This window comes from Micromonospora sp. DT44, assembly GCF_049841635.1.
Taxonomy (GTDB): domain Bacteria; phylum Actinomycetota; class Actinomycetes; order Mycobacteriales; family Micromonosporaceae; genus Micromonospora.
This window is the reverse complement of sequence record NZ_JBNCKS010000025.1, coordinates 37300-61381: the sequence shown is the minus strand read 5'-3', so window position 1 is coordinate 61381 and position 24082 is coordinate 37300. Positions and strand designations below refer to the sequence as shown.

The following is a 24082-nucleotide window of genomic DNA, read 5'->3' as shown; positions in this document are numbered from 1 at the left end:
AACCTATCCGCTGTCGGCGTGGATATCCTGGCGGCCGGCAGCCCTCGCGACCCGGTGGGCGTGCCCCACCCCCGCCGTCTGCACCCCTGAAGGACTCGCGATGACCGTGGCATACCTGGTGGCCGGTGTCCGTACCCCGATCGGCCGGTACGCGGGCGCGCTGGCCGGCGTCCGCCCCGACGACCTGGCCGCCCACGTGATCCGTGAGCTGGTCGCCCGGCACCCGTCGGTGGACTGGGCCCGCGTCGACGACGTCGTGCTCGGCTGCGCCAACCAGGCCGGCGAGGACAACCGCAACGTGGCCCGGATGGCGGCGCTGCTCGCCGGGCTGCCCGAAGAGGTGCCGGGCAGCACGGTCAACCGCCTCTGCGGCTCCGGTCTGGACGCCCTCGCCACCGCCGCCCGCTCCATCGTTGCGGGGGAGGCCGAGCTGGTGATCGCGGGCGGGGTGGAGAGCATGAGCCGCGCGCCCTTCGTCGTCCCGAAGGCGACCTCGGCGTACTCCCGCTCCGCCGAGATGTACGACACCACCCTGGGCTGGCGGCTGGTCAACCCGCTGATGCGCGACGGCTGGGGGATCGACTCGATGCCCGAGACGGCGGAGAACGTGGCCGCCGAGTACGGCGTCGACCGTGCCGAGCAGGACGCCTTCGCGTACCGCTCGCAGCAGCGTGCCGCCAAGGCGCAGGCCGACGGCCGGTTCGCCGAGGAGATCGTCCCGGTGTCCGTTCCCGCCGGCCGTCGTGAGACCCGACTGGTCGAGGTCGACGAGCACCCGCGCGAGACGTCGCTGGAGAAGCTGGCCGCACTGCCCACGCCGTTCCGCGACGGCGGCACGGTGACCGCCGGCAACTCGTCGGGCGTCAACGACGGCGCGGTGGCGCTGCTGGTGGCCAGCGAGGCCGCGGTGCGGCGGTACGGCCTGACCCCGCTGGCCCGTGTCGTCGGCGCGGCGACGGCCGGCGTGCCGCCCCGGATCATGGGGATCGGCCCGGTGCCGGCCACCCGCAAACTGCTCGACCGGACCGGCGTCGACCTGGCCGCGGTGGACGTCGTCGAGCTGAACGAGGCGTTCGCCGCGCAGTCCGTGGCGGTACTGCGTGAACTGGGACTGCCCGTCGACGCCGAGCACGTCAACCCCAACGGGGGTGCGATCGCGCTCGGGCACCCGCTGGGCGCGAGCGGTGCGCGGTTGGCGCTCACCGCCGCCCTGGAGCTGCGCCGCCGGGGCGGCCGCCGGGCGCTCGCCACCATGTGCATCGGTGTCGGTCAGGGCATCTCGCTGCTGCTGGAATCCGCCGCCTGAGTGCGGAAAGTTACGTGAGGGGATCTCCCGTACGCGGTGGCCGGCGGCCTAGAGTGGTCCACACCACACGACCCGCGGGGTCGGCCGGCGGCCGCGTACGCCCGTCGACGCCGGTGCCGCCTCGCGCTGCGGCGACGAACTGGGGGGCACACCGATGCCGGACGCACTGCCGACCGAGATTGACCTGACCAGGCCGAGCGCGGCCCGGGTGTACGACTATTTCCTGGGCGGGGCGCACAACTTCGAGATCGACCGGCAGTTGGCCGAGCAGATCGCCAGCATGACCCCGAATCTCGCGGCCACCATGCGCTCCGGCCGCGACTTCCTGCGCCGCGCCGTCCGGGTGCTGCTCGACGCCGGTATCGACCAGTTCCTGGACATCGGCTCCGGCATCCCGACCGTGGGCAACGTGCACGAGGTGGCTCAGGCGGCCAACCCGAAGGCCCGGGTCGTCTACGTCGACATCGACCCGGTGGCGGTCGCGCACAGCCGGGAACTGCTCGCGGGCAACGACCTGACCGGGGTGATCCACGCCGACCTGCGCGAGCCGGAGCGGATTCTCGCCGAGACCCGACGGCTCGGGTTGATCGACTTCGAGCGTCCCATGGGCATCCTGCTGGCCGGGGTGGTGCACTTCGTTCCGGAGGCCGACCGTCCCGACGAGATCCTGGCGACCCTGCGGGCCGCCGCCGCGCCGGGCAGCTTCCTGGTCGTCTCGCACTCCACCTTCGAGGACCAGCCACAGGAGATGCTGGACGCCCAGCGTCTCTCCTCCCGGACCGACACCGAGATCACCCTGCGCTCCCGCGCGCAGGTCACCGGCTTCTTCGGCGACTGGACGGTGCTCGAACCGGGCGTCGTGCACATGCCACTGTGGCGCCCCGACTCGCCGGAGGACGTCGACGAGCACCCCGAGCGGTTCGGCGCCTTCGGCGGCGTCGCCCGGTACGACCAGCCCGCCGGCTGACCCCGTGGCCGCCGTCCCGGACCCCACCGGGGTCGACGTCGGCCGGACCGGTGTCGAGGCGTACGCCGCTGACTGGGCCCGTGTCGTACGCCGCATCGGTTTCGTGCCGCTCAGCGCGGCCGAGACCGAGCGGCTGCTGCTGCTGCACACCGTCCGGCTGGCGGAGATCGTGCGAGCCGAGCCGTTCAGCGCCCGTCCCGCCGAGGAGGTGGGGCGGGCCCTGGTGGAGGCGCACCTGACCGAGCCCCGGGCGTTGGAGTGGTCGCTGCGCGCGCTCGGTGACGACTTCCCCGCCCGGGTGCTGGCGGCCGACGGTCGACCCGCCGATCTGGGCGACCGGATCGCGGCGGCGCAGGGCGCGTTGGCGGCCGGGTTCGCCCGTGCGCTGCGCGACCGCACCTTCGCCCAGCAGGAGCGCATCGCCCGTTCGGCGTGGCAGGCGCGGGACGAGGTCGAGCAGGCGTTGCGCGACAGCGAGGCGCGGTTCCGGGCGGTCTTCACGGGCGCCGCCATCGGTATCGGGATCGCCGGGGTGGACGGGCAGATCATCGACGTCAACGCGGCCTTCGCCGAGATGCTCGGCTACTCGATCGAGGAGCTGCGCCAGATCAACGTGGCGACGCTGTTCCACGCCGACGACGCCGCCGGCATGTGGGAGCTGTACCAGGAGCTGATCGAGGGCAAGCAGGACTCGGCCCGGGTCCAGAAGCGCTACTACCGCAAGGACGGCAGCGTCGTGTGGACGGATCTGGCCGTCTCGCTGATCCGGCACGACGACGGCCGGCCACGGTTCACCGTCGCGATGATCGAGGACATCACCGAGCGGTACGAGCTCCAACAGCGGCTGCGCTTCCAGGCGCTGCACGATCCGCTCACCGGGCTCCCCAACCGGACGTTGTTCTTCGAGACGTTGGGCCGGGTCTTCGACACCGCCGCCCCCGGCCAACGGGTCGGGGTGTGCTTCCTCGACCTGGACGGCTTCAAGACCATCAACGACAGCCTCGGCCACGACCTCGGCGACCGGCTGTTGGTGACGATCGGCCGGCGGCTCGCCGAGTGTGTGGCCGACCGGGGTCACCTGGTCGCCCGGATGGGCGGCGACGAGTTCGTCATCCTGGTCGACGGCGGTGGCGACGTCGAGGACGCGGTGGCCGTGGCGGAGGCCGCGCTGGCCGCCGTCGCCGCGCCCGTACACGTCGGCGACCAGCAGTTGGCGGTCTCCGCCAGCGTCGGGATCGTGGACTGCCCGGCCGCGGAGACCACCGCCTCGGAGCTGATGAAAGCCGCCGACACGACGCTCTACTGGGCCAAGGCGGCCGGGCGGGGTCGGTGGGCGGTGTACGACCCGGAGCGCAGCGCCCGGGACCACGCCCGCTCGGCGCTGGTCGCCGGCCTGCCCGCCGCGCTGGACCGGGGTGAGTTCGTCCTGCACTACCAGCCGATCGTGTCGCTGCTGGAGGGCACGATGCTCGCCGTGGAGGCGCTGGTCCGCTGGGAGCACCCGGAGCTGGGTCTCATCGGTCCGGATCACTTCATCGGCCTCGCCGAGGAGACCGGTCTGATCGTCCGGCTCGGCGAGTGGGTGCTGCGGCAGGCCTGCCGCGACGCCGAACGATGGTGGCGGGAGTTCCCGGCGGCGCGGGTGGTGGTCAGCGTCAACCTGGCCGCCCGGCAGGCCGACGACCCGGCGATCGTCGCGACGGTGGCCGACGCGCTCGCCACCAGCGGTCTGCCGGCGGAGCTGCTGCAACTGGAACTGACCGAGAGTGCCGTCATGGGCAGCGCGGGCGAGCCGCTGCGCAGCCTGCACCGGCTCGCGGCGCTGGGCGTCCGACTCGCGGTCGACGACTTCGGCACCGGCTACTCCAACCTCGCGTACCTGCGGCGGCTGCCGATCCACTGTCTGAAGCTGGCCGGCCCGTTCGTCGAGGGCATCCGCGCCGACGGTACGGACGAGGCGGCGGACCACCGCGACGAGCGGATCGTCGACGCGTTGGTCAGATTGGCCCACGCGTTGGAGCTGTGGGTCACGGCCGAGGCGGTGGAGACCGGCGTGCAGGCGGAGCGGCTACGGGCCCTGCGCTGCGACACCGGGCAGGGGCGGTACTTTGGCGCGCCGGTGCCCGCGCAGGACATCACGGCTCGGCTCCGGCAGGCTACGGCGTGAGGCGCGCGGGCTGGCCGGCGACGGACGGCGACGGCGTGAGCGGCGGGCCGGTCCGGTCCGCGTGGTGCCGACGGAAGGCGACGGCGTGAGCCTGAACGACTCGCAGACGGTGGTGACCGTGGTGGCCGCGCTGGCCATCGTGGCCGGGCTGGCGGGTGTGGTGGTGCCCGGCCTGCCGGCGCTCCCGCTGTGCTGGGGCGGGGTACTGGTGTGGGCGATCTTCGGCGGGGTCGGCCTCGCGGGTTGGGCGGTGTTCGCCGCCGCCACGCTCGTCGCGGTCGGCGGCATGATCGTGAAGTATCTCTGGCCGGGGCGGAACCTCAAGCGGACCGGAGTGCCGACGTCGTCCCTGCTGGCCGGGGGTGCGCTCGGGCTGGTGGGGTTCTTCGTGATCCCCGTGGTCGGCCTGCTGCTGGGTTTCGTCCTGGGGGTGTGGGCGGCCGAGCGGCTGCGGCTGGGCAGCAACCGGCTCGCCTGGCCGTCCACCGTGCAGGCCCTCAAGGCGGTCGGCCTGTCCATGCTGGTGGAGTTCCTGGCCGGCCTGACCATCGGCGCCCTCTGGGTCGGCGGCCTCCTGCTGACCTGATCCACCGGGCTCGACGCGGCAGGCGTACGCGGGACCGGTCGCCGCGGCCCGACCGGGCGTGGTGGTCGATCTACCCGTCTGACGTCCGGGCTCGTCGTGAACCGGCGGGCACGGGGCGCCCGGCCAGTAGCCGGGCACCCCGTGCGGCCGGTCCTAGTAGTAGTCCTGGGAGGCGGTGTACCGGCGGCCGCCTGTCGTGCCGTCCTGCACCCACACCGTCACCCGGACGTGGTCGCTCAGCTTTGGAGTGGGATAGGCGTGGTTGCTCTCGTCGCAGGCATTGAAGGAGCCGTTGGCGTCCTCGGCGGTCGCGATGACCTTGCCCGTGGTGAGGTTCCGCATCTCCGCCCGCGCACGGTAGCCGTCCTTCGCGTCGTCGCAGACCGACAGTTCCCAGGCGTTGTAGACCTCCAGGTACGCCGTCGCGGAGCCGTTCGTGGTCTCGACGACGATGTCGTAGAGGGCGGCGGTCCGCGCGGCAGCGGTGCCCGCCTGGGCCGCCGTCGCGCCGACGGGCAACAGCATGAGCGTGGCCAGAGCGATGGTTGAGATCCTTCGCAGCACTGGGCGTCCTCCCGGTCGTGTGCCGGCCGCAATCAGGTCGGCCGGATCACTCCACGATGGGGGCGCCGGATCAACCGGGGCAACGGTGGACGGCGTTCGGGACGGTTCCGAACAGCCCTGCCAGGGCCGGGCGCGGCGGCGCGGGGCGCCTTTGTCGGATACGGCGGGAGGCCGTACGCGAGAGAGAGGCGGCGCCCCGCGCCACCGTGTGCCGGACGTTGCCGAGCGCCCGGCGGAGCCCGTCGCCATCGGGCCTGGTCACGGGTAACAGCATGCGGTCGTCCAGCGTGCGGTGGCAACGGGATTAGCGGGACGGTACCCGTGATGTATTGACCGCCCCTGATCATCGGGACGACACTTTGCGCACTCGTTGACGGAACCACCTCAGGGAGGTGCGCAGTGGCCACGACGCCCGTTCCGACCGCAGAGCAACCAATGGACGACGACGCCCGGCGACTCGCCGAACTCGGCTACAAGCAGGAACTGCGCCGCAAGTGGAGCGGCTTCTCCAACTTCGCCATCTCGTTCTCGATCATCTCGATCCTGGCCGGCTGCTTCACCACGTTCGGCCAGGCGTGGAACAACGGCGGACCGGTCGCCATCTCCTGGGGCTGGCCGCTGATCTCACTGTTCATCCTGATCATCGGCTTCTGCATGGCCGAGCTGGTGTCGGCGTACCCGACGGCGGGCGGCATCTACTGGTGGGCGGCGACCATGGGTCGCCCGGCGCACGGCTGGTTCACCGGCTGGTTGAACCTGATCGGCCTGGTCGCGGTCACCGCGTCGGTCGACTACGGCTGTGCGACCTTTCTCAACCTCACCCTGTCGGCGCTCTTCGACGGCTGGGCCGGGACGCTGCGGCAGGCGTTCGTCCTGTTCGTGATCATCCTGGCCCTGCACGGCCTCATCAACATCTACGGGCACCGGATCATCGACGTACTCCAGAACGTCTCGGTCTGGTGGCACGTGGCCGGCGCCGCCGTCGTGGTGGCCATCCTGGTGTTCGTCCCGGACAACCACCAGAGCTTCCAGTTCGTGTTCACCGAGCGGTTCAACAACTCGGGCTTCGGTGACGGTGACACCGGCGGCCTGACGTTCTGGTTCTACGTCCTGCCGCTGGGCTTCCTGCTCACCCAGTACACGATCACGGGCTTCGACGCCTGCGCGCACGTGTCCGAGGAGACCCGGGGCGCGTCCCAGGCCGCCGCCAAGGGACTCTGGCAGTCGATCTTCTACTCGGCGGTCGGTGGCTGGATCCTGCTGCTGGCCTTCCTGTTCGCGGCCACCGACGTCGAGGCGGTCAACGCCGCCGGCGGCTTCTCCGGCGCCATCTTCGAGTCCGCGCTGACCCCGGTCTTCTTCAAGATCGTCATCATCATCTCCACCATCGGGCAGTTCTTCTGCGGGATGAGCTGCGTGACGTCGATGAGTCGCATGGCGTACGCGTTCAGCCGCGACCGGGCCGTGCCGGGCTGGCGGCTCTGGTCGAAGGTCGACCGCAACGGCACCCCGGTCAACGCGATCATCGGCGCCACGATCGCCGGCCTGGTGCTCACCCTGCCGGCGCTCTACGAGAGCTCGGCCGGCATCCCGATCGCCTTCTACGCGGTGGTCTCGGTCGCGGTGCTCGGCCTCTACCTGTCCTTCCTCATCCCGATCGCGCTGCGGCTGCGCATGGGCGACCGATTCGTGCCCGGTCCGTGGACGCTGGGACGCAAGTACAAACTGTTCGGCTGGATCGCGGTCATCGAGATCGCGGTCATCGCCGTGTACTTCGTGCTGCCGATCGTGCCCGCCGGGGTGCCCGGCAACGACGAGTTCACCTGGTCGGCGGTGAACTATGCGCCCCTCGCCGTCGGCGGGGTGCTGCTCGTGGTCGCCGTGTGGTGGTACGCCTCGGCCCGGAAGTGGTTCACCGGCCCCGTCCGTACCGTCGAGGAACGTGCCCCGGCAGCCGACCCGACGCCTGTCGACGGCCCGGCCTGACCCGCGACCGGCGGGGTGGCCGTCGCGGCCGCCCCGCCGGGTTTGCCGCCCGCGCCGGTGGGGGCATTGACGGTGATCCGGTTTGCCAGTAGACCTTGGTGATGGAGGCCCGCTCATGAGGAATGCGCCGCTCACGCTGGAACAACTGCGGGTCGCCGTCGACGATGGCGAGATCGACACGGTGGTGCTGGCCCTGGTCGACATGCAGGGCCGGTTGCAGGGCAAGCGGTTCCACGCGCCCTTCTTCCTCGACCAGGTCGTCGAGGGCGGCAGCGAGGGCTGCAACTACCTGTTGGCGGTGGACGTCGACATGAACACCGTCGACGGGTACGCGATGTCGAGCTGGGAGCGCGGCTACGGCGACTTCGCCATGGTGCCGGACTTCGCCACCCTGCGCCGGGTGCCCTGGCAGCCCGGCTCGGCGATGCTGCTGGCCGACCTCGCCTGGCTGGACGGCTCCGGTGACGTGGTCGCCTCACCCCGGCAGATCCTGCGCCGGCAACTGGACCGGCTGGCCGAGCACGGGCTGACCGCGTACGCCGGCACCGAGCTGGAGTTCGTGTTGTTCCGCGACTCGTACGAGGACGCCTGGCGGCGCGGCTACCGCGACCTCACCCCGGCGAACCAGTACAACGTGGACTACTCCCTGCTCGGGACCGCCCGGGTGGAGCCGCTGCTGCGTCGGATCCGTACCGAGATGGCCGGTGCCGGGCTCACCCCGGAGAGCGCCAAGGGCGAGTGCAACCTCGGCCAACACGAGATCGCCTTCCGGTACGACGAGGCGGTGGCCTGCGCCGACCACCACGTCATCTACAAGAACGGCGCGAAGGAGATCGCCGCCCAGGAGGGCATGTCGATCACCTTCATGGCCAAGCCGAACGAGCGGGAGGGCAACTCCTGCCACATCCACTTCTCGCTCCGGGACGCGTCCGGCTCGTCGGCCATGCTCGGTGACGGGCCGGCGCACCTGAGCGAGACCGGGCAGCGGGTGCTCGCCGGGCTGCTCGCCACCATGCGGGAGTTCAGCCTGCTCTTCGCGCCGAACATCAACTCCTACAAGCGCTACCAGCCGGGCTCGTTCGCCCCGACGGCGCTCCGCTGGGGTGTCGACAACCGCACCTGCGCGCTGCGGGTGGTCGGGCACGGGCAGGGCATGCGCGTGGAGAACCGGGTGCCCGGCGCCGACGTCAACCCGTACCTGGCGATCGCCGGGCTGGTCGCGGGCGCGCTGCACGGCATCGAGCAGGGGCTGGAGCTGGGCGCGGAGTGCACCGGCAACGCGTACGACGACCCGGACGCCGAGCGCGTCCCCACCACGTTGCGGGATGCCCTGACCCTGTGGGAGAAGTCCGACGTGGCCCGGAGCGCCTTCGGCGACGAGGTGCTAGCCCACTACGCCAACCAGGCAAGGGTAGAGCTGAGCGCATTTGACGCGGCGGTAACAGACTGGGAGCTAACCCGTGGCTTCGAGCGCCTGTGAGGCCCGGCCCCCCTGTCCCCGTCGATCATGGAGTTGTGGTGGGCGGAATGGGAAGTGACGCGGCTTTCGCGAGGCACCACAACTCCATGATCGACAACGAGGGGTGGGGCGTGCGGTGAGTGTGCTTGTTGATCCGGCTTCCGGGGTGGGGTTTCGGGAGGTTGCCGGGGCTTCGGTGGCAGACGTGGATGCCGCCATCTCGCGGGCCGCGAAGGCCTTTGCGACGTGGCGGGAGGTTGCGCCGGGGGATCGGGGGCGGCTGTTGCGGCGGTTCGCCTCGGTTGTCGACGCGCACCTGGACGAGCTGGCCCTGTTGGAGGTGCGCAACTCCGGGCACACCATCGGCAACGCCCGCTGGGAGGCCGGCAACGTCCGCGACGTGCTGGACTACTACGCCGGTGCGCCGGAGCGGTTGACCGGCCGGCAGATCCCCGTACCCGGCGGCCTCGACGTCACCTTCCACGAACCGCTCGGCGTGGTCGGCGTGATCGTGCCGTGGAACTTCCCGATGCCGATCGCCGCCTGGGGGTTCGCCCCGGCCCTCGCCGCCGGCAACACGGTGGTGCTCAAACCCGCCGAGCTGACCCCGCTCACCGCGCTGCGCCTGGCCGAGCTGGCCCGCGAGGCCGGCCTGCCCGAGGACGTGTTCACCGTGCTGCCGGGCGAGGGCGCGGTGGTGGGGGAGCGGTTCGTCAGCCACCCGGCCGTCCGCAAGATCTGCTTCACCGGCTCCACCGAGGTCGGCACCCGCATCATGGCCGGCTGCGCCACCCAGGTGAAGCGGCTCACCCTGGAGTTGGGCGGCAAGAGCGCCAACATCGTGTTCGCCGACGCCGACCTGGAGACCGCCGCCGCGACCGCGCCCGGCGCGGTCTTCGACAACGCCGGCCAGGACTGCTGCGCACGGTCGCGGATCCTGGTCCAACGACCGGTGTACGACAGGTTCCTGGAACTGCTCGAACCTGCGGTACGCGCCGTCCGGGTCGAGGACCCGTCCCGCGACACCGCCGAGATGGGCCCGTTGATCTCGGCGGCCCAGCGGGACCGGGTCGCCGGTTACGTGACCGGCGCGAAGGTCGCCTTCGTCGGCTCGTGCCCGGACGGTCCCGGCTTCTGGCACGCGCCCACCGTGCTGCTGGCCGACTCACCGGCCGACCGGCACTGGCGGGAGGAGATCTTCGGGCCGGTGGTCTCGGTGCTGCCGTTCGACGACGAGGCCGACGCGGTGCGGCTCGCCAACGACACCGAGTACGGCCTCTCCGGCTCCATCTGGACCCGGGACGTCGGGCGCGCGCTGCGGATGGCGCGGGCCGTCGACTCGGGCAACCTCAGCGTCAACTCGCACTCCTCGGTGCGCTACTGGACCCCGTTCGGCGGGATGAAGCGCTCCGGGCTCGGCCGTGAGCTGGGCCCGGACGCGCTGCACTCCTTCACCGACGTCAAGAACGTGTTCATCGCGACGAAGGAGTGAGGCCAGTGCAGGGTCGGTTGCAGGACCGGGTGGCCGTGGTCACCGGAGCGGGCAGCGGCATCGGGTTGGCCACCGTACGGCGGTTCGCCGCCGAGGGGGCGCGGGTGGTCTGCGTCGACATCGACACGGAGGCCGGCGAGAAGGCCGCCCAGGAGTGCGGCGGCGAGTTCGTCCGCGCCGACGTCGCCGACGAGGCGGCGGTACGTGACCTGTTCGACGGGGTGGCCGAGCGCCACGGCCGGGTGGACATCGCGTTCAACAACGCCGGCATCTCCCCGCCGGACGACGACTCCATCCTGGACACCGGCCTGGACGCCTGGGAGCGGGTGCTGCGGGTCAACACCACGAGCGTCTACCTGTGCTGCAAGTACGCGATCCCGCACATGCGGCGGCAGGGCAAGGGGTCGATCATCAACACGGCCTCCTTCGTGGCGTTGATGGGAGCGGCGACATCGCAGATCGCGTACACCGCGAGCAAGGGCGGGGTGCTGGCGATGACCCGCGAGCTGGGTGTGCAGTTCGCCCGCGAGGGCATCCGGGTCAACGCGCTCTGCCCCGGCCCGGTGGCCACCCCGCTGCTGCTGGAGCTGTTCGCCGCCGATCCGGAGCGGGCCGCCCGCCGGCTGGTGCACGTGCCGATGGGTCGCTTCGGACAACCCGAGGAGATCGCCGCTGCCGTGGCCTTCCTGGCCAGCGACGATGCCTCGTTCATGACCGCCGCGCAGTTCGTGGTCGACGGCGGTATCACCGGCGCGTACGTCACTCCCCTATGAGGCGGCCCCTGATCGGGATCAGCGCGTACGTCGAGCCCGTCGACTGGGCCGTCTGGCGTGGTGTGCGGGCGGTCCTGGTGCCCGAGGCGTACGTGCGGGCGGTGACCGCCGCCGGTGGCCGGGCGGTGGTGCTGCCCCCGGACGACGCCGACGCCGACGTGTTGGCGGTCCTCGACGGGCTGCTGCTGGCCGGGGGCGCCGACGTGGGCCCGGGGCGGTACGGCCAACAGCCGCACCCGCGGACCGAGGACCGGCCGGACCGGGACGCCGGTGAGCTGACGCTGCTGGCGGCAGCCCTCGCCGCCGACCTGCCCGTGCTCGGGGTCTGCCGGGGGATGCAACTGCTCGCCGTCGCCTACGGCGGCACCCTGCACCAGCACCTGCCGGACGTGCTCGGCTCCGAGGCGCACCGGCCGGCGCCGGGCGTCTATGGGGCCCACCCGGTGCGCTTCGCACCGGGCAGCCTCGCGGCGCGGACCCTGGCCGGGGTCCAGCAGGTCAACTCGTACCACCATCAGGCGGTCGCCACCGCGGGCCGGCTCACGGTGACCGGCTGGGCGGCCGACGGCGTGATCGAGGCGGTGGAGGATCCGGACCGTGCGTTCGTGCTGGGCGTGCAGTGGCATCCGGAGAACGAGCCGGACCCACTCCCGGTCACCGCGCTGGTCCGGGCCGCCCGGGGGTCCGGCCCGCCGGTGAGTGATCAGGACGAGGGGGTACGCGTGGCGGAGTCACCGGTGCTGTGACGCAGGTCGCCCCCGTCGCGTGGACTGGGCGGTGGGAGGATCAGCGTATGGGCAAGGTCTATCCGGAGATCGACGATCGTCTGCGGGAGTTCATCGCAACCCAGCAGGTCTTCTTCGTGGCCACCGCGCCGTCCGGTCCCGAGGGGCATGTCAATGTCTCACCGAAGGGCATGACGGGCACCTTCGTGGTCCTCGGCCCGCACCGGGTGGCCTACCTCGACTATCACGGCAGCGGGGCGGAGACCATCGCCCACCTGCGGGACAACGGCCGGATCACGCTGATGTTCTGCGCCTTCGACGGGCCGCCGAAGATCGTGCGCCTGCACGGCAGGGGTCACACCGTGGCGGTGACCGAGGCGGGTTTCGCCGACCGTCTCGCCGAGTTTCCGGCTCCACCGGACGTGCACGCCGTACGGGCCGTCATCACCGTCGACGTGCAGCGGGTCAGCGACTCCTGCGGCTACGCGGTGCCGCTGATGGATTACCGCGCGGAACGCGACCTGTTACTCACCTCACACTCCCGTCGCTCGGCCGATGATCTGGTGACCTATCGCGCCACCAAGAACGCCGCGAGCATCGACGGCCTGCCGGTCTTCTGAGTGCTCAGAGCCCTCTGAGCCCTCGTCGGCGGGCCGTGTCCGTCGCCCGTTCTCAGGTCGCCGACGACCGGACCGCCACTAAACAGCGTCCATGGGTCGTCATGCGTTACGTTGCTGGTCCGCCGGGGTACAAGTCGGAGCACGGCGCTTGAAGATCAACGGCTGCGGGGTACGGCCGAGGCGGGGAGGCTGCATGAGCTCGGCCCAGGGGGGCGCGGACACGGGGAGTCCGTTCGCGAACGGCCACGAGGTCCCCCCGCTGTTGGCCGCCGCCTTCGCGAACGGCGGTGAGCTGGGCGAGCGTCTCCGTGCCTTCGACTGGTCCACGGCACCACTCGGCGGGCCGTCGCACTGGCCGACCGCGTTGGCCGGCGCCGTCGGCATGATGCTCTCCTCCAGCGCGCAGATCGTCATGTTCTGGGGCGACGACCATCTCGCCTTCTACAACGACGCGTACCGGCCGACCATCGGCAGCAAGCACCCGCACGTGCTCGGTCAGCCGGCCCGACACCACTGGGCCGAGACGTGGGACGTCCTCGGTCCGCTGCTCGAAGGCGTCCGCAGCACCGGGCTCTCCTACCGTGGCGCCGACCACCCCTTCCTGCTGGACCGTTCCGGTTTCGTCGAGCAGACCTACTTCGACGTCTCGTACGACCCGATCCGCGGTACCGACGGCTCGGTCAGCGGCGTCTACTGCATCGTCAACGAGACCACCGGTCGGGTGGTCGGTGAGCGCCGACTGCGGGCGTTGTCCGAACTGGGCGCCGAGCTGGCCGACGTGAACAGCGCCGGCGAGCTGGGCCGGACCGCCGCCGACGTGCTCGGCCGACACGCCGCCGACGTGCCCTTCGCGCTCATCTACCTCGCCGACGACACCGGTGAGTTCCGGCTGACCGGGGCCAGCGGCGTCGATCCGGCGGCGGTCGACGCGCCACCGGCGAGGTTCGCCGAACTGGTCGCCGAGGGCGCCTCCGCCACTGTGCAGGTGCGCGACCTGGTCGCGCAGCGACCGGCCGACGCCTCCGACGTGGCGGTCGTGCTGCCCGTGAAGGCGGCCAACGAGACCGTCGGCGCGCTGGTCGTCGGCGTGGCCCGCCTGCTGCCGCTCGGCGACGAGTACCGCGACTTCCTCGACCTGGTGGCCGCGCAGGTCTCCCGGGCGGTCGGCACCCAGCGGGCGTACGAGCAGGAGCGCGCCCGGGCCGCCGAGCTGGCCGCGCTGGACCGGGCGAAGACCAACTTCTTCGCCAACGTCAGTCACGAGTTCCGTACCCCGTTGACGCTGGTGCTCGGCCCGCTGGAGGACATGCTGGCCGACCCGGAACTGCCCGCCGCCTACACCGACCGACTCGTCGTGATGCACCGCAACGCGATGCGGCTGCTCAAGCTGGTCAACGCCGTGCTCGACTTCTCCCGGCTGGAGTCCGGCCGGCTCGCGGCCCGCTACCAACCCACCGACCTCGCCGACTACACCGTCCGACTGGCCAGCACCTTCCGCTCGGCCACCGAACGCGCCGGCCTGCGGCTGGTCGTCGACTGCCCGCCGCTGCCCGCGCCGGTCTTCGTCGACCGGGACATGTGGGAAAAGATCGTCCTCAACCTCGTGTCGAACGCCGTGAAGTTCACTCTCGACGGCGAGATCCGCGTGCGGGTCCGGGCCGACGGCGATCTCGCCCGGCTGGATGTCGTCGACACCGGCGTCGGGATTGTCCCGGACGAACTGCCGCACGTCTTCGAGCGGTTCCACCGGGTGCCCGGGGCGCGCGCCCGTACCCACGAGGGCACCGGTATCGGGCTGGCGCTGGTCCGCGAGCTGGTCGAGATGCACGGCGGTACGGTCGGGGTGACCAGCCAGGTCGACGAGGGCAGCACGTTCACGGTGACCGTCCCGTTCGGGTCCGATCACCTGCCCGCCGACCGGGTGGTCGCGTTCGCCCCCCTGCCGACGGGCGAGCCCGAGCAGGCCCGGCTTTTCGTGGCGGAGACCGCCCTGTGGGCCGCCGAGGACGCCACCGGTCAGACCGGCCAGCAGCCGGCCGAACTCGCCCCGAGCGGCCGGATCCTGGTCGTCGACGACAACGCCGACCTGCGTGAGCACGTCACCCGGTTGCTCTCGCCGACCTGGGAGGTGGTCACCGCCAGTGACGGTCGGGCAGCCCTGACGCTGGCCCGCGAAGGCGGGTTCGACCTGGTGCTCAGTGACGTGATGATGCCGCGGTTGGACGGGTTCGGTCTGGTCAGCGCGCTGCGTGCGGACCCCCGTACCCGTGATGTGCCGATCGTGCTGCTCTCCGCCCGCGCCGGCTCCGCGGAGGCGGTCGCCGGCCTCGCCGTCGGCGCCGACGACTACCTGACCAAGCCGTTCTCCGGGCAGGAGCTGATCGCCCGGGTCCGGGCCAACGTCGAGCTGGGTCAGCTACGCCGCCAGATCATCCGTCGTCTGCGGGCGCTGGCCGACGCGGCGGTGGCGGTCAACACGGCCCGGTCCACCGGCGACGTGCTCCAGGTCGCCGCCCGGCACGCGCTCAGCCTCGCCGAGGCGGCCCGGGTCGTGGTCAGCGCGGCCGGCTCCCGGTTCGAGGCCGACGCTGGCGGTGACACGGCCGCTGATCCGACCTTCGTGGCCCCGCTGACCGGGACCAACCGCGAACAGCTCGGCGAGCTGCGGGTCTGGCGGGCCGCCGACGACGACGCGCAGGCCGACGAGGCCGCGCTCACCCAACTGGCCCGGCTGGTCGGCGTCCGACTGGAGAACGCCCAGCTCTACGAGGCCGAACACCACATCGCCACCACGTTGCAGCACAGTCTGCTGCCGAGATCGCTGCCCCAACTGCCGGGCGCGGTCGTCGCGAGCCGCTACCTGCCGGGCAGCGCCGATGTTGAGGTCGGAGGGGACTGGTACGACGCGCTCGCGCTCGACGGCGACAACCTGGTGCTGGTCATCGGCGACGTGGTCGGCAAGGGCGTCCAGGCCGCCGCGGCCATGGGCCAGCTGCGCAACGCGCTGCGGGCGTACCTGCTGGAGGGCTTCGACCCCGGCGAGTCGCTGACTCGACTCAACCGGCTGGTCGTGTCCACCGAGGAGTCGTCGTTCGCGACGGTGGTCTGCCTGCTGTTCAGCCCCCGCACCGGCCGCCTGCGCTACGCCAGCGCCGGCCACCCGTCCCCCCTGCTGATCCGAGGAGACGACGTGGCGTTCCTGCACGACCGTGCGCTCGGCCCGCCGGTCGGCGCCATCCCCGGCGCCACCTACCGGACGGCCGAGGGTGAGCTGCCCGCAGGCAGCCGACTGCTGCTCTACACCGACGGGCTGATCGAGGACCGTCACCTCGGCATCGACGCCGCGCTGGCACAGCTGCGGGTTGACGCCGCCGCGCCGGGCCACCACGTGGCGGATCTGGTCGACACGGTCGTCGAGCGGGTGACCGGGCGACCGCGTCGCGACGACGTGGCGGTGCTCGCCGTGGAGGCGGCCGAGCTGAACCGGTTCGTGTTGCGGCTGCCGGCCGACCCGACCCGACTGAGCGTGCTCCGCAAGCGCCTGGAGGACTTCCTCGTCGCGCACAACGTCGGCGAGACGGACCTGTTCGACCTGACCGTGGCGGTCTCGGAGGCCGCCGCGAACGCCATCGAACACCCCGTCCAGCCTGCCGAGGCGGTGATCACCGTGGAGGTGGCGATCGAGGACCGGACGGTGATCGCCACCGTGCGGGACACCGGCCAGTGGCGGGAGTCCACCGACTCCGGCTTCCGGGGGCGCGGACTGTCGCTGATCAAGGCATTGGGTGACCTGATGGTGCGGCGTACCGACGGGGGGACCGAGGTGACGCTGCGCCGGCAGTTGCAGGGCTGACGGCGCGGTCCGGGCTCAGACCGGGTCGAGCCAGGTCTGGTCGCCCAGGCCGGAGATCTCCAGCACCCGGCGTACCTGCCGGGACGGCAGCACGGTGAGCGCGCCGGAGAACTGCTGGGAGAGCCGTACGAGCGCGTGAATGGCGGCCGAGTCGAAGAAGGTCACCGCGCGCAGGTCGAGGGTGATCCGGTTGGCGGGCTCACGCAGGGCGGTCTGCAGCATCGTGTCGGCCGTCGCCATGTCGACCTCGCCGGTCACCACCACGTGGAGGTGCTCACCGTCGATCTCCGCGCGAGCGGAGAAGACGGGTGGTGCTCCCCCTTGATCCACGCAGACACGATGGCACAGCCGACCAGGCAGGGCAACAACCGGTCCCGACCGGCCGTGGCACGGGTCACGGCGTGAGCGACGATAGGCTGGGGGCATGACCGTCCGTGCGCCGCTGACCCCCGGCACGCTGTCCCCGACGCGACCGGTGCCCGCCCACATTCCCCGCCCGGAGTACGTGGGTAAGAAGGTGCCGCAGCAGTGGCGCGGCTCGCATGTGCAGACGCCGGAGACCATCGAGAAGATGCGGATCGCCAGCCGCCTCGCCGCCCAGGCGACGCAGCTCGCCGGCGAGCACTGCAAGCCCGGCGTCACGACCGACGAGATCGACCGCGTCGTGCACGAGTTCCTCTGCGACCACGACGCGTACCCGTCGACGCTCGGCTACCGGGGCTACCCCAAGTCCTGCTGCACCAGCCTCAACGAGGTGATCTGCCACGGCATCCCGGACTCCACGGTCCTGACCGACGGCGACATCATCAACGTCGACGTGACCGCGTACATCGGCGGTGTGCACGGCGACACGGATGCCACCTTCTGCGTCGGCGAGGTCGACGAGGAGGCGCGGCTCCTCGTCGAGCGCACCCACGAGGCGATGATGCGCGGCATCCGCGCGGTCGCGCCGGGTCGCCAGATCAACGTGGTGGGCCGCGTCATCGAGTCGTACGCCAAGCGGTTCGGCTACGGCGTGGTCCGCGATTTCACCGGGCACGGGATCGGCGAGACCTTCCACAGCGGCCTCTACGTGCCGCACTACGACAGCCCTCGGCCGACGGACGTCATGGAGCCGGGAATGACCTTCACCATCGAGCCGATGATCACCCTCGGCACCTACCAGTACGACATGTGGGACGACGGGTGGACCGTGGTCACCAAGGACCGCAGGTGGACCGCGCAGTTCGAGCACACCATCGTCGTCACCGACGACGGCCACGAGATCCTGACGCTTCCGTGAGCGCGAGGAACGCAGCGAAGCGGAGTCCCGCAGTCGCGAACAAAGTGCAAGCGCCGTGAGCGCGAGGAACGCAGCGAAGCGGAGTCCCGCAGTCGCGAACAAAGTGCAAGCGCCGTGACCGAGACCCCCGCCGCCCTGCGTGAGGCGCACCACGCGGACGTCTCCGGTGGCTGGCTGCGCCCGGCGGTCTTCGGCGCGATGGACGGCCTGGTCACCAACATCGCCCTCATCGCCGGCGTCGGCGGCGGTGGCGTCTCGCCGCACAGCATCGTGCTGACCGGCACCGCCGGCCTGGTGGCTGGCGCGATCTCGATGGGGCTCGGCGAGTACACCAGCGTGCGCTCGGCCAACGAGCAGGTCGCCGCCGAGGTCGCCAAGGAGCGGCGCGAGCTGGAACGGCACCCCGAGGCGGAGGCGCGCGAGCTGGCCGACGCCTGGGTGGCCCGGGGTCTGCCCCGCGACCTCGCCATGCAGGTCGCCGAGGCGGTACGGCGCGACCCGGAGGAGGCGCTGCGGGTGCACGTCCGCGAGGAGTTGGGCGTCGACCCCGACGACCAGCCGAGCCCGTGGGCGGCGGCGATCTCCTCGTTCGTGTTCTTCTCGCTGGGGGCGCTGATCCCCCTGCTGCCGTACCTGCTCGGCGCAACCGACCTCTGGCTGGCGCTCGCCGTCGGCGGGCTCGGGCTGTTCGCCGCCGGCGCGGTGGTGGCCCGGTTCACCCACCGACCGTGGTGGACCAGCGGCCTGCGTCAACTCGTACTGGGCGCCGCAGCGGCCGGGGCCACCTACCTGGTCGGTTCGCTGATCGGGGTGCAGGGCGGGCTGTGACGCCCGTCAACCGCCGAGGAGATCGTCGATCGTGCCGTCGACCGGGCGGCCGCGCGCCGCCAGCTCCTCGGCCTGCCGGGTCAGCACCGCGCCGACCTCGGTCATGTCCGCGCCGGCCAGACCCGTACGCCGCACCGCGTCACCCGGATCGCGGTAGTAGGTGCGGCCCAGCAGGCCGGTCACGGTCGCCGCGGCCAACCGCGCCTCACCGAGCATCAGCAGCGCCTGGTCGGTCTCGTACCACTCGGCCAGTCGGGCCGCCCGCGAGTGCGCGGCGCTGCCCCGGTACCAGGCCTGCCGCGCCGCCGTGCTGAACTCCGCCGGCCGAGCTCGGGCGAGTCGGCCGAGGTGCTCGTCGCGTAACGTCCGCAGCCAGCCCGTCGGGTCGAACAGCGACCGGGTGGTGACGTACCGGTCGGCCGTCAGCGGCCACAACGGAGAGAGCATCCGGGCCTGTCCGAGATAGTCGTCGGCGGCGGCCACGGTCAGGTCGACCAGCACGCCGTCCACCCGCCGGGTCGCCGGCGGCGGTCCGCCACCCGGCCGGTAGGTGACCACCAGCATCCCCAGTTCGCCGTTCCCGCCACCGTCGTCGTCGCCGTGCGCCAGTGGCCCGTGGACCGCGATCGCCAGCACATCGGCCGGGAAACGTCGCTGGATCGCCTCGGCCACCCGCTCCGCCACCGACCACCGCCGGTCGTCACCTAGCGCGCCCACGGGTCACACCTCCCCTTCGGGGGTTGGCGTCAGCCTAGCCAGCCGACGGCGGGCTGGCCGGCCCGCCGCGCCCGGTCGGCACCAGCCGGAAGATGCGGATCTCCCGGCCCCCGGCCCGCTCGACGTACGTGCGGTACGCCGGCCACTGGGCGACGAGCAGGTCCCAGAGACGGTCCCGCTCGGCCCCGGACGCCGGCTCGGCCCGCACCGGGAGCCGGCGGCCCTTCACGTCCACCTCGGCGGCCGGGTCGGCGAGCAGGTTCATCGCCCAGCCGGGCTGGTGGGTCTGCCCCCAGTTGGAACCGATCACCACGTACGCGTCGCCGTCGGGCACGTAGAGCAGGGGGTTGCTGCGCGGTTTGCCGGACCGGCGGCCGGTCGTGGTGATCACCAGGGACGGCAGCAGGCCGAGCGCGACCACCCGTCCGCGGGTGAGCCGGCCGACGATCCGGTCGGCGGGTACGAGCAAGCGGGCGGCGGTCCCGAACCAGCGGTGGTGGCCGAGTCGGCGGGTGAGGGTGGTGAGCGCGGACACGCGGACCAGTCTGCCGGTTGCCCCGCCCCGGCGGCACCCCCGGACGGTCCGCTTCCGATCGCGCGGTCAAGGCCTCAGTCCAGGCGACGTTCGATCGGCAGCCGGGCCCGGGTGAACAGGCCCGCGCCGAACATCGCCACCACCGGCACCAGCACCAGGACGCCCAGGGCCGGCCACGGCACCAGGTACGGGTAGGGCTCCACCGCCGGCCAGGCCGTCGCGTACTCCCGGTTGGCCGAGAACAGCACGATCGCCGCCGTGCCGAGACCGGCCACGATGCCGAGCACCGAACCGAGTCCCGCGATCACCCCGGCCTGACAGATCGCCAGCAGTCGGCGTACGGCGGGGGCCGCGCCGACCGCCGCGAGCGTGGACAGCTCGGCGCGGCCCTCGGCGGCGGCGAGCGCCGTGGCTATCCCGGCCGCGCCCATCGTGATCACTCCGGCCGCGGCGGCGAGCAGGAGCAGCAGCGGCGAGTCGTCGCGAGGGGCGGCACCCTGCTCCACCTGGAGGGAGAACGTTCCGAAGCCCCGCAGGTCGGCGGTGAACCGGTCCTGGCGACGTTGGCTGGGCGGCGTCGACGTGTTGATCACCCAACCGTACGAAACCGGCTTCAGGGCGAGTTGCCGGGCTGCCGTCGTGGACAGCAGGAGGCGAGGCTGGCCGCTCGTCGGCGTCAGGGCGTACCCGGGCAGGTCCCGCGTGGTGGTCGCCTCGTCCCGGCCGGCCCGTACCTCGTTCACCTGCACGGTCACCAGCCCGTCGTGCAGGTAGCGCGGATCGGTCACCACCACGCCCCCGGCGCGCAGCACGGCGGTCGCGGCGGCGGTCGCCGCCGGGTCGGCGCCGGTGAGGAGCGGCAGCGCGGTGCCGTCGTCCACGAGCGTCTGGACGTAGCTCCCGAAGTAGTCCGCCGCGCGGTCCCGGCAGCGCGGGTCGGCCAGCGCCTGCCGACGTTGGGTCGCGGACAGGTTGTCCCCGGGCTGGAAGGGGCAGGCATGATCCAGCGGGAGTTCCGGTACGACGGAGCAGTAGCTGGCCGGGCCGCCCACCGACGGGCAGGCCGTGCCCTGCACCAGGGCGACGGCGCTGGCGCCGAAGTGTTGCCGGGCGGCGGCGCTGACCTGCTCCAACGACGGTTCCGGCCGCAGCGCCGGGTCACCGCGGTTGACCAGGACGTGACCGGTGGGCAGCAGCGGCTGATAGGTGCGGGCGTCGCGGACCGCGTCGCTGGCCAGGTAGCCGCCGAGCGCGACGCTGCCGGCCACCGCCGCCATCACGGCGCAGATGGCCGGCGCTGCGGCGGCCCGGTTACGGCTCGCGTCGCGCAGAGCGATCCGGGGCGCCGGTGGCAGCACCCGACCGAGCCGGGCGAGCCCGCCGATCAGGGTGGGTGTGCAACAGACCAGGCCCAGCTCCCCGAGGATCAGACCGGCCAGGATCACCGCGGGGGACGTCCGACTGGCTCCGAACGCCGCGAGCGCCGCCCCGCCGACGACCAGTGCCAATCCGCTGGCGAGCGCCCGGGCCCGGGGTGGAGGAGGGGTCCGTCGACCGGCGAGCCCGGCCATCACGTCCTGGCGGGCCGCCGTCCAGGCCGGCGCCAACGCCGCGAGCACTCCGGCCAGCACCGCGACCCCGCCGAGCACGACCAGGGCCAGCGGCCAGCAGCGGTACGCGCCGAAGCGGGCGCCGAACACGTACTGCTCCATGAGCGGACGTCCGGCGAACGCCGCGCCGACGCCGAGCAGCAGCCCGGCCGCGGCGCCCAGCACCCCCAGCACCACCCCGTCGGCGAGCACGACCCGGCGCAGGTGGGCCGCGTCACCGCCGGCCACCGCGACCAGGGCCAGGTCCCGGCGTCGACGGCGTACCCCGACGGCGAACGCCGGCCCGACGAGCAGCACCACCTCCAGCAACCCCAGCCCGGCGATCAGCACCATCGTGCTCAGGTCGCTGGTGTTGGCGGGCCCGACGTACCCCATGAAGCTCCGCGAAGACGTCATCGAAGCCGGCACGTGGCGACGCGCCACCACCACTCCGCGTTCGTTGAGGCGGGCGACCATCGCCGCGTCGACGGTGCCGGGCACGTCGATCAGCCACCGACTGTCCGGCTGCGCATCGGCCGGGCCAGCGGCCGCCGGGTGCAGCGCGATCACCGGGCCGAGGTCGTCGGGGAACTCGACCACACCGACCACCGTGTACGTCCGGGTCCGGTCGGCGGTGGGCACCGCCTCGCCGAGGCGTCCGTCCAGCCGGCGCAGCGCCGTCGGACTCAGCGCGACCTCTCCGGGTTGCTGCGGCGCCCGCCCCGAGCGGAACCGCACCAGGCCGCGGGCCAGCGGGTCGGCGAGGTCGAGGATCCAGGCCTGGAGGGTCTCGTCGCCGCGCGGGCCCCGCATCGTCATCGGGCTGCCGGCACGTATCTCGGTGACCCGGCTGCCGGGGCCGAGCAACGCGGTCACCTCGTCGGCCGTGGTCGGACGGCTCATCGCCGATGTGCCGTCGTCCCGGGGATACCAGGTGTCGCCCCACTCGTCCTGGACGACCGGGGCGTCGGCGAACCACCGCAGCTCCGCGTCGGCGACGCCGAGCCGGCGGTCGAGCTGCTCCTGCGGTGTCAGCTCGGCCATGTCGTAGCTCGCCGCCAGAAAGGCCAGCACCAGCACCGGAAGCGCGATCATCGCCAGCACCAGGGCGGTACGCCGTCGCGCCCGTCGTGACTCCCGGCGGGCGATCCGCAGCGCCGCCCGCCAGGAGCCGGTCAGTTCGGCGAACCGTCGCCGCCGCCCGGGTTCGAGCGGTGTCGGCGGCCCGACCGGAGTGTCGGCGCTGCCGCGTGTCACCGGCGTCCGGCGCAGGGTCAACGGTCGCTACCGGAGAGGAGTTGCTCGACGCTGCCCAGCGGCGCGGTCGTGTCGACCAGCACGCCGTCGCGCAGGAACACCACCCGGTCGGCCCAGCCGGCGTGCCGCGCCTCGTGGGTGACCAGGATGCCGGCGGCGCCCGCGTCGACCCGGCGGCGCAACAGGTGCAGCACCGCCTCACCGGTCTGCGAGTCGAGCGCCCCGGTGGGTTCGTCGGCGAGCACCAGCCGGCGCTCGCCGACCAGCGCGCGGGCGATGGCCACCCGCTGCTGCTGGCCGCCGGAGAGTTGATCGGGGAAGCGGTCACCCAGCGCGGGCAGGCCCACCTCGGTCAGCGCGGCCAGGGCGGCCGCCCTGGCCCGCCGGCCGCCGACGCCGTCAAGTTCCAGCGGGAGCGCGACGTTCTCCAGCGCGCTCAGGCTGCCCAGCAGGTTGAGGTGCTGGAAGATGTAGCCGATGCGGCGTCGGCGTAGCTGCGCCAGCCCGCGGCGGTCCAGCGCGCCGAGCGGCTGCCCCTCCACCCGGACGTCGCCCCGGGTCGGGCGGTCGAGGCCGCCGGCGAGGGCCAGCAGCGTCGACTTCCCGGAACCGGACGGACCCATCACGGCGACCAGCTCGCCCGGCCGAACGACGAGGCTGACACCGCGCAGCGCGTGCACCGCCGCCGGGCCGACCCCGTGGGTGCGGTGGACGGCGCGCAGGTCAAGCACCGCGTCGTCCGATCCGCTCACCGTCGCGCCTCCTCGTCGGCCCACCGTGCGGCGTCGGACGCGTCACCAGCGCCCGGTCGGGGCGGGTGCGGCGGCGGTCCGCCCGGCCGGTGCCGCACCAGACTGCTCTCGCAGTGGTCCAGCCAGCGCACCTCAGCCTCGGCCTGGAACACCATCGAGTCCAGGACCAGCCGCCACGGCAGGTCCTCCGGCCGGTCGCTGCCGTACTTCAACCGGGTCAACTCCTGCAACGCGCGCATCGTCGCGCTGCGCTGGGCCTGCACCACCGAACGGACGTCCACGCCGGGCGTGGTGAGCGCCAGGGCCAGTTTGATCGCCAGCTCGTCGCGTGGCCGGTCGGTACGACTGATCGGCGTGGCGAACCACAGGGTGAGGTCCGCCCGGCCGGCGTCGGTGATCTCGTACGGGCGCTGCCCGGCCTCGCTCTCCGGCAGCGGGCGCACCAGGCCGTCCCGTTCCAGCCGGGCCAGCGTGGTGTAGACCTGCCCGATGTTCAGCGGCCAGGTCGAGCCGGTCGACTCCTCGAAAGCGGCGCGCAGCTGGTAGCCGTACATCTGGCCGCGTTCGAGGAGGGCGAGCAGCCCGTGACGGATGGACATGGCAACGGAGTATGCATACCTGGTA

Annotated in this window: 20 protein-coding genes; 13 read left to right on the top strand and 7 right to left on the bottom strand. The window is 72.4% G+C overall.

What is annotated here, in order from left to right; translation table 11 throughout:
* Positions 1-100: 100 nt before the first annotated feature.
* The 4 genes from pcaF (at position 101) to ACLQ25_RS16405 (ending at position 5026) form a co-directional block, all read left to right on the top strand.
* Positions 101-1306 (top strand): 3-oxoadipyl-CoA thiolase, encoded by a 1206-nt coding sequence (gene pcaF, locus ACLQ25_RS16420; RefSeq protein WP_425731734.1) that lies wholly within the window; start codon positions 101-103, stop codon positions 1304-1306.
* Between the two features lie 154 nt (positions 1307-1460).
* Positions 1461-2273 (top strand): SAM-dependent methyltransferase, encoded by an 813-nt coding sequence (locus tag ACLQ25_RS16415; protein WP_425731733.1) that lies wholly within the window; start codon positions 1461-1463, stop codon positions 2271-2273.
* 4 nt (positions 2274-2277) lie between these two features.
* On the top strand, positions 2278-4440 hold the full coding sequence (locus ACLQ25_RS16410; protein WP_425731732.1) for a putative bifunctional diguanylate cyclase/phosphodiesterase: 2163 nt from the start codon (positions 2278-2280) through the stop codon (positions 4438-4440).
* A gap of 85 nt (positions 4441-4525) precedes the next feature.
* Entirely contained in the window at positions 4526-5026 is a 501-nt protein-coding gene (locus ACLQ25_RS16405) for a DUF456 domain-containing protein (RefSeq protein WP_425731731.1), read from the top strand.
* Between the two features lie 153 nt (positions 5027-5179).
* On the opposite strand, the gene ACLQ25_RS16400 is transcribed toward ACLQ25_RS16405, so the two are convergent.
* Positions 5180-5590, bottom strand: a complete 411-nt coding sequence (locus tag ACLQ25_RS16400) for a hypothetical protein (RefSeq protein WP_425731730.1) — start codon at positions 5588-5590, stop codon at positions 5180-5182.
* Positions 5591-6025: 435 nt separating this feature from the next.
* Between ACLQ25_RS16400 and ACLQ25_RS16395 the strand changes: the two genes are divergently transcribed.
* The 7 genes from ACLQ25_RS16395 (at position 6026) to ACLQ25_RS16365 (ending at position 16498) form a co-directional block, all read left to right on the top strand.
* Complete coding sequence (locus tag ACLQ25_RS16395; RefSeq protein ID WP_425731729.1) at positions 6026-7576, top strand: amino acid permease; 1551 nt, start codon at positions 6026-6028, stop codon at positions 7574-7576.
* A gap of 115 nt (positions 7577-7691) precedes the next feature.
* Positions 7692-9056, top strand: a complete 1365-nt coding sequence (locus tag ACLQ25_RS16390) for a glutamine synthetase family protein (RefSeq protein ID WP_425731728.1) — start codon at positions 7692-7694, stop codon at positions 9054-9056.
* Between the two features lie 115 nt (positions 9057-9171).
* Positions 9172-10527, top strand: a complete 1356-nt coding sequence (locus ACLQ25_RS16385; RefSeq protein ID WP_425731727.1) for an aldehyde dehydrogenase family protein — start codon at positions 9172-9174, stop codon at positions 10525-10527.
* A gap of 5 nt (positions 10528-10532) precedes the next feature.
* On the top strand, positions 10533-11300 hold the full coding sequence (locus ACLQ25_RS16380; protein ID WP_425731726.1) for a 3-oxoacyl-ACP reductase: 768 nt from the start codon (positions 10533-10535) through the stop codon (positions 11298-11300).
* A complete protein-coding gene (locus ACLQ25_RS16375; protein ID WP_425731725.1) occupies positions 11297-12046 on the top strand; it encodes a gamma-glutamyl-gamma-aminobutyrate hydrolase family protein in 750 nt (249 codons plus the stop codon). Before ACLQ25_RS16380 ends, ACLQ25_RS16375 begins: the two co-directional genes overlap by 4 nt.
* Before the next feature lie 47 nt (positions 12047-12093).
* Positions 12094-12645 carry a pyridoxamine 5'-phosphate oxidase family protein gene (locus ACLQ25_RS16370; protein ID WP_425731724.1) on the top strand — a complete coding sequence of 184 codons (552 nt, stop codon included), beginning with the start codon at positions 12094-12096 and terminating at the stop codon, positions 12643-12645.
* A 193-nt stretch (positions 12646-12838) separates the two neighbouring features.
* Positions 12839-16498 (top strand): SpoIIE family protein phosphatase, encoded by a 3660-nt coding sequence (locus tag ACLQ25_RS16365; protein WP_425731723.1) that lies wholly within the window; start codon positions 12839-12841, stop codon positions 16496-16498.
* A gap of 15 nt (positions 16499-16513) precedes the next feature.
* On the opposite strand, the gene ACLQ25_RS16360 is transcribed toward ACLQ25_RS16365, so the two are convergent.
* The gene (locus ACLQ25_RS16360) at positions 16514-16828 is read right to left on the bottom strand and encodes an STAS domain-containing protein (RefSeq protein WP_425731722.1); all 315 of its coding nucleotides are present in this window, start codon (positions 16826-16828) and stop codon (positions 16514-16516) included.
* 94 nt (positions 16829-16922) lie between these two features.
* Here ACLQ25_RS16360 and map point away from each other — a divergent pair, with 94 nt between their 5' ends.
* Together map and ACLQ25_RS16350 are read left to right on the top strand one after the other, a co-directional pair.
* Complete coding sequence (gene map, locus ACLQ25_RS16355) at positions 16923-17780, top strand: type I methionyl aminopeptidase (RefSeq protein ID WP_425731721.1); 858 nt, start codon at positions 16923-16925, stop codon at positions 17778-17780.
* 114 nt (positions 17781-17894) lie between these two features.
* Positions 17895-18608 (top strand): VIT1/CCC1 transporter family protein, encoded by a 714-nt coding sequence (locus tag ACLQ25_RS16350; RefSeq protein WP_425731720.1) that lies wholly within the window; start codon positions 17895-17897, stop codon positions 18606-18608.
* A gap of 6 nt (positions 18609-18614) precedes the next feature.
* Here ACLQ25_RS16350 and ACLQ25_RS16345 read toward each other — a convergent pair whose 3' ends face one another.
* The 5 genes from ACLQ25_RS16345 to ACLQ25_RS16325 all read right to left on the bottom strand — a co-directional run bounded on the left by ACLQ25_RS16345 (position 18615) and on the right by ACLQ25_RS16325 (position 24057).
* Entirely contained in the window at positions 18615-19325 is a 711-nt protein-coding gene (locus ACLQ25_RS16345; protein WP_425731719.1) for a nucleotidyltransferase domain-containing protein, read from the bottom strand.
* A gap of 34 nt (positions 19326-19359) precedes the next feature.
* Complete coding sequence (locus tag ACLQ25_RS16340; RefSeq protein WP_357122395.1) at positions 19360-19860, bottom strand: nitroreductase/quinone reductase family protein; 501 nt, start codon at positions 19858-19860, stop codon at positions 19360-19362.
* A 74-nt stretch (positions 19861-19934) separates the two neighbouring features.
* Positions 19935-22706 (bottom strand): FtsX-like permease family protein, encoded by a 2772-nt coding sequence (locus ACLQ25_RS16335; protein WP_425731718.1) that lies wholly within the window; start codon positions 22704-22706, stop codon positions 19935-19937.
* A gap of 17 nt (positions 22707-22723) precedes the next feature.
* A complete protein-coding gene (locus ACLQ25_RS16330) occupies positions 22724-23458 on the bottom strand; it encodes an ABC transporter ATP-binding protein (RefSeq protein ID WP_396803771.1) in 735 nt (244 codons plus the stop codon).
* Positions 23455-24057 carry a PadR family transcriptional regulator gene (locus ACLQ25_RS16325; RefSeq protein ID WP_357122401.1) on the bottom strand — a complete coding sequence of 201 codons (603 nt, stop codon included), beginning with the start codon at positions 24055-24057 and terminating at the stop codon, positions 23455-23457. The genes ACLQ25_RS16330 and ACLQ25_RS16325 overlap by 4 nt, the downstream gene beginning before the upstream one ends.
* Positions 24058-24082: the final 25 nt, after the last annotated feature.